Below are 4,170 nucleotides of genomic sequence, written 5' to 3' on the forward strand. Positions count from 1 at the left end.
GTCGCGCCGGGCCCTGATGGCCTCCGCGGCCCTGCTCGGCGCCGGGGCGCTGACCGCCGCGCGGGCGCCCCGCGCCGCCGCCGACCCCAACGACCCGGCGTACGACGTCCTGGTGTTCTCCAGGACCGCCGGCTTCCGCCACGACTCGATCGACGAGGGCGTCGCCGCGCTGCGCGAGCTCGGCGCCGGCAACAACTTCACGGTGACCGCGACCGAGGACCCGGCGGCCTTCAACGCCGGCAACCTCGCCCGGTACGAGGCCGTCGTCTTCCTCCACACCACGGGCGACGTGCTCAACGCCGCCCAGCAGACCGCGTTCGAGGGCTACATCGGGGGCGGCGGCGGCTACCTCGGGGTGCACGCGGCGGCCGACACCGAGTACGGCTGGCCCTGGTACGGCGGCCTGGCCGGGGCCTGGTTCGCCTCGCACCCCGCCATCCAGCCGGCGACCATCACCGTCGAGGACCACGGCCACCCGGCCACCGCCCACCTCGGGGCCACCTGGCGGCGCACGGACGAGTGGTACAACTTCCGCGCCAACCCGCGGCCCGCGGTCAACGTGCTGCTGTCGCTGAACGAGTCGAGCTACAGCGGCGGCACCATGAACGGCGACCACCCGATCGCCTGGTACCACGAGTACGCCGGCGGCCGCGCGTTCTACACCGGCCTCGGCCACACCGCCGCCTCGTACGCCGAGGCCGCCTTCCGCGCCCACCTGCTCGGCGGGCTCCGCTGGGCCGCGGGCGTCGCCACGGCGGCCGCCGCCCCCGACCGGCGGGGGGCGACGCCGTGATCCGGTCCCGACCCCGACTGCCCCGCCCGCTGGCCGTCCTCGGGCTGGCCCTGCTGCTCGTGACCGCGCTCCAGACCGGGGTCGTGCCGCTCTCCCGGGCGAGCGCGGCGCCCGGCGCGCACACCGTCAGCAACCAGGTGTACGCCGGCTACCAGGGCTGGTTCAACACCCCGGGCGACGGCTCGCCGCGGAACTCCTGGCGCCACTGGGCCAACGGCTCGACGCCCGCCCCCGGCAACCAGACCTTCGAGCTGTACCCGGACGTGACCGCGTACCCGGCGGCCACACTGGCCACGACGGGGTACGCCGCCCTGGGCAACGGGCAGCCGGCCAGGCTGTTCTCGTCCTACCCCACCGCCGTCGTGGACCAGCACTTCTCCTGGATGGCCGAGTACGGCATCGACGGCGCCGCCCTCCAACGGTTCGGCTCCGACCTGCTCGACCCGGTGACCAGGCAGAACCGGGACACCATCACCGACCGGGTCCGCGACGCGGCGGAACGCGCCGACCGCGGCTTCTACGTCGAGTACGACATCAGCGGTCTCACCGACGCCAACGTCGAGCGGACGCTGAGGGACGACTGGGCCGGAACGATCACCGGAACGCTGGACCTGACCTCCTCGCCGTCCTACGCCCACGAGGACGGGCGGCCGGTCGTCGGGATCTTCGGGTTCGGCTTCCACGACCGCCCGGGCACCGCCGAGGTGTCGCTGCGGATCGTCGAGTGGTTCCAGGACCAGGGCGCCTACGTGATCGGTGCCGTGCCGGGCGGCTGGCGCACCGGCGCGTCCAACACCAAGCCGGGGTTCGAACCGGTCTACCGGGCAGTGGACATGCTCTCGCCGTGGCTGGTCGGCAACGTCGGCGACCTGCTGCCGCGGTTCCGGGCCGACCGTGCCGAGCTGGACGGCCGGGGCCAGGCCTACCAGCCGGTGATCTACCCGGGCTTCGCCTGGTCCAACTGGAACGGCGGCACCCGCAACCAGATCCCGCGCGCCAACGGGGACTTCATGTGGTCGCAGGCGGTCGCGGTGCGCGAGGCCGGGATCCCCCAGGCGTTCATCGCCATGTTCGACGAGTACGACGAGGCCACCGCCATCGCGCCGGCCGCCAGCGACTCGTCGATGGCCCCGACGAACCAGTACTTCCAGACGCTCGGCGCCGACGGCCGCTACCTCTCCCCCGACTTCTACCTCCGGCTGTCCGCGGCGGCCAGCCGGATGATCACCGGGGACACGCCACTGGTGCGAACGGTGCCGGTGCCGGCGTCCGAGGGGCCGGTCTTCCTGCGGACCGGGGCGGAACTCCCCCAGGACGCCCAGCCCACCTGGACCGACACCATCGGCCCCGGCGGCAGCGCCAACGTCACGGGGACGGGCGGCGGCGCCCCGACCATGGGCACGGTCACCGGCGCCGACCGGCGGACCGGCCAGTCCGCGCTGCGGATCCAGGGCTCGGCTCCGGCCACCGGGCACAGCCACGCCTACTTCCAGGCGTTCGACGTCACCATCCCGGTCACCTCGGCGACCCGGCTCTCCTACGACTTCCTGCCGAGGAACGAGAACGGCCGGCACGTCTCGGTGGACCTGGTGATGACCGACGGCACGACGCTGCGCGACTCGGCGGCGACCACCACCACCGGCGTCGACATGCACCCCGGCGCGGCGAAGGGCACGGTCGGCTCCTGGTCGACCGTCCAGAGCCTGTTCGGTCCGGCGCTCGCCGGCCGGACCATCGACACCGTGCTGATCGGCTACGACCGGAACGGCGCGGCCGGCGGCTTCGAGGCGTTCGTCGACAACCTCACCATCAGCACCGGCTGACCGCCCGCTGGCCATCGACCACCACCCCAGGCAATGATCTGCGCATGACATTACGGGCGGATGTGGTGGTGGTCGGGGCCGGGCTCGCCGGGCTCGTGGCGGCGCGGGAGCTGGTGGCCGCCGGGCACGACGTGCTGGTGGCCGAGGCCGGCGACCGGGTCGGCGGGCGCACCAGGAGCCGTCGAATCGGCGAGGTGACCGTCCAGTTGGGCGGCACGTTCGTCGGCCCGGGACAGGACCGGGTACGGCGGCTGGCCAGGGAGCTCGGCGTCACGACCGTCCCCACCCACCACACCGGCCGCCAGCTGCTCCGCTGGCGGGGCCGGCTGCGCTCCTACCCGGGGCTGATCCCCCGGCTCGCGCCGCTCGCGCTGCTCGATCTCGACCGCACCATGCGGCAGTTCGAGTGGCTGGCCCACCGCGTCCCGCCCGGCAGGCCGTGGCTGGCCCCACGCGCCCACCGGCTCGACGCCGGCACCCTGGAGTCCTGGCTGCGCTCCATCGGCGCCGGCCGCACCACCCGCGAGCTGATGGCCGTGGTGGCCAGGGCGAGTTGGGGCTGCGAACCGGGCGAACTCTCGCTGCTGCACGCCCTGCACCACGTGCGCGGCTGCGGCGGCTTCTCCCCCATGCTGGACACCGTGGGCGGCGCCCAGCGGGAGCACTTCGCCCCCGGCGCCCACACGTTGGCGGAACGGCTGGCCGAGGAGCTCGGCGACCGGGTGCTGTTGAACGCCCCCGCGCTGCGCGTCACCTGGCGCCGCGGCGAGGGCGTCACCGTCCACACGCCGCGCGGCGACCTCGGCGGCCGCCGGGTGGTGGTGGCCGTGCCGCCGGCGCTGCGCCGGACCATCGTCTTCGCCCCCACGCTGCCGCCCCGCCACGAACAGCTGGCGCAGCGCTGGCCGCAGGGCGTGCTCGGCAAGGTGTACGCGGTCTACGAGCGGCCGTTCTGGCGCGCCCGCGGCCTCTCCGGGCAGACCCTCGCGGACACCGGCCCGGTGTCGTCCACCTTCGACGTCGGCCGCGATCCGCTGGGACCCGGCATCCTGCTCGGCTTCGTCGGCGGCGACCACGCCCGGGCGTTCTTCGGGCTGCCGGCGGCGGAGCGCCGGCGGGCGGCGCTCGGTGCCCTCCGTGCCCTGTTCGGCCCCGAGGCCGGCCGGCCCGTCGGCTACACCGACCACTGCTGGGGCGCGGAGCCGTTCAGCGGCGGCGGGCCGACCGCGGCGGTGCCGCCGGGGGCCTGGACGCGCTACGGCCCCTGGCTGGCGAGCCCGGTGGGACCGCTGCACTGGGCCGGTTCGGAGACCGCCGACCGCTGGGGCGGCTTCATGGACGGCGCGGTGCGGTCCGGCGAGCGGGCCGCGGTCGAGGTGCGGGCCGCGCTGTAGCGGGCACGCCCCGGGGCGCGTCGCCCCCGTTGTCGAACGGAGTCCGCCTGCCTGTAGGTTCGCGGTGAGTGAGCGGCAGGCGGCTGAGGGGAACGGACATGGTGACGAGCGAGGGCGTCGTGGCGGAGGAGGCGGCGGCGCGGGCGCCGGGGATCGGGGC

Annotated in this window: 2 protein-coding genes and 1 pseudogene; all 3 read left to right on the top strand. The window is 75.1% G+C overall.

What is annotated here, in order from left to right:
* A pseudogene (locus E1283_RS32950) lies at window positions 1-772 on the top strand (ThuA domain-containing protein); the annotation flags it as partial.
* Window positions 773-789: 17 nt separating this feature from the next.
* A complete protein-coding gene (locus tag E1283_RS32955) occupies window positions 790-2,616 on the top strand; it encodes a glycoside hydrolase family 99 protein (protein WP_207930628.1) in 1,827 nt (608 codons plus the stop codon).
* 44 nt (window positions 2,617-2,660) lie between these two features.
* Window positions 2,661-4,010 carry a flavin monoamine oxidase family protein gene (locus tag E1283_RS32960; protein ID WP_132821835.1) on the top strand — a complete coding sequence of 450 codons (1,350 nt, stop codon included), beginning with the start codon at window positions 2,661-2,663 and terminating at the stop codon, window positions 4,008-4,010.
* Window positions 4,011-4,170: the final 160 nt, after the last annotated feature.

The sequence above is a fragment of the Streptomyces hainanensis genome (assembly GCF_004348415.1).
Taxonomy (GTDB): Bacteria; Actinomycetota; Actinomycetes; order Streptomycetales; family Streptomycetaceae; genus Streptomyces; species Streptomyces hainanensis.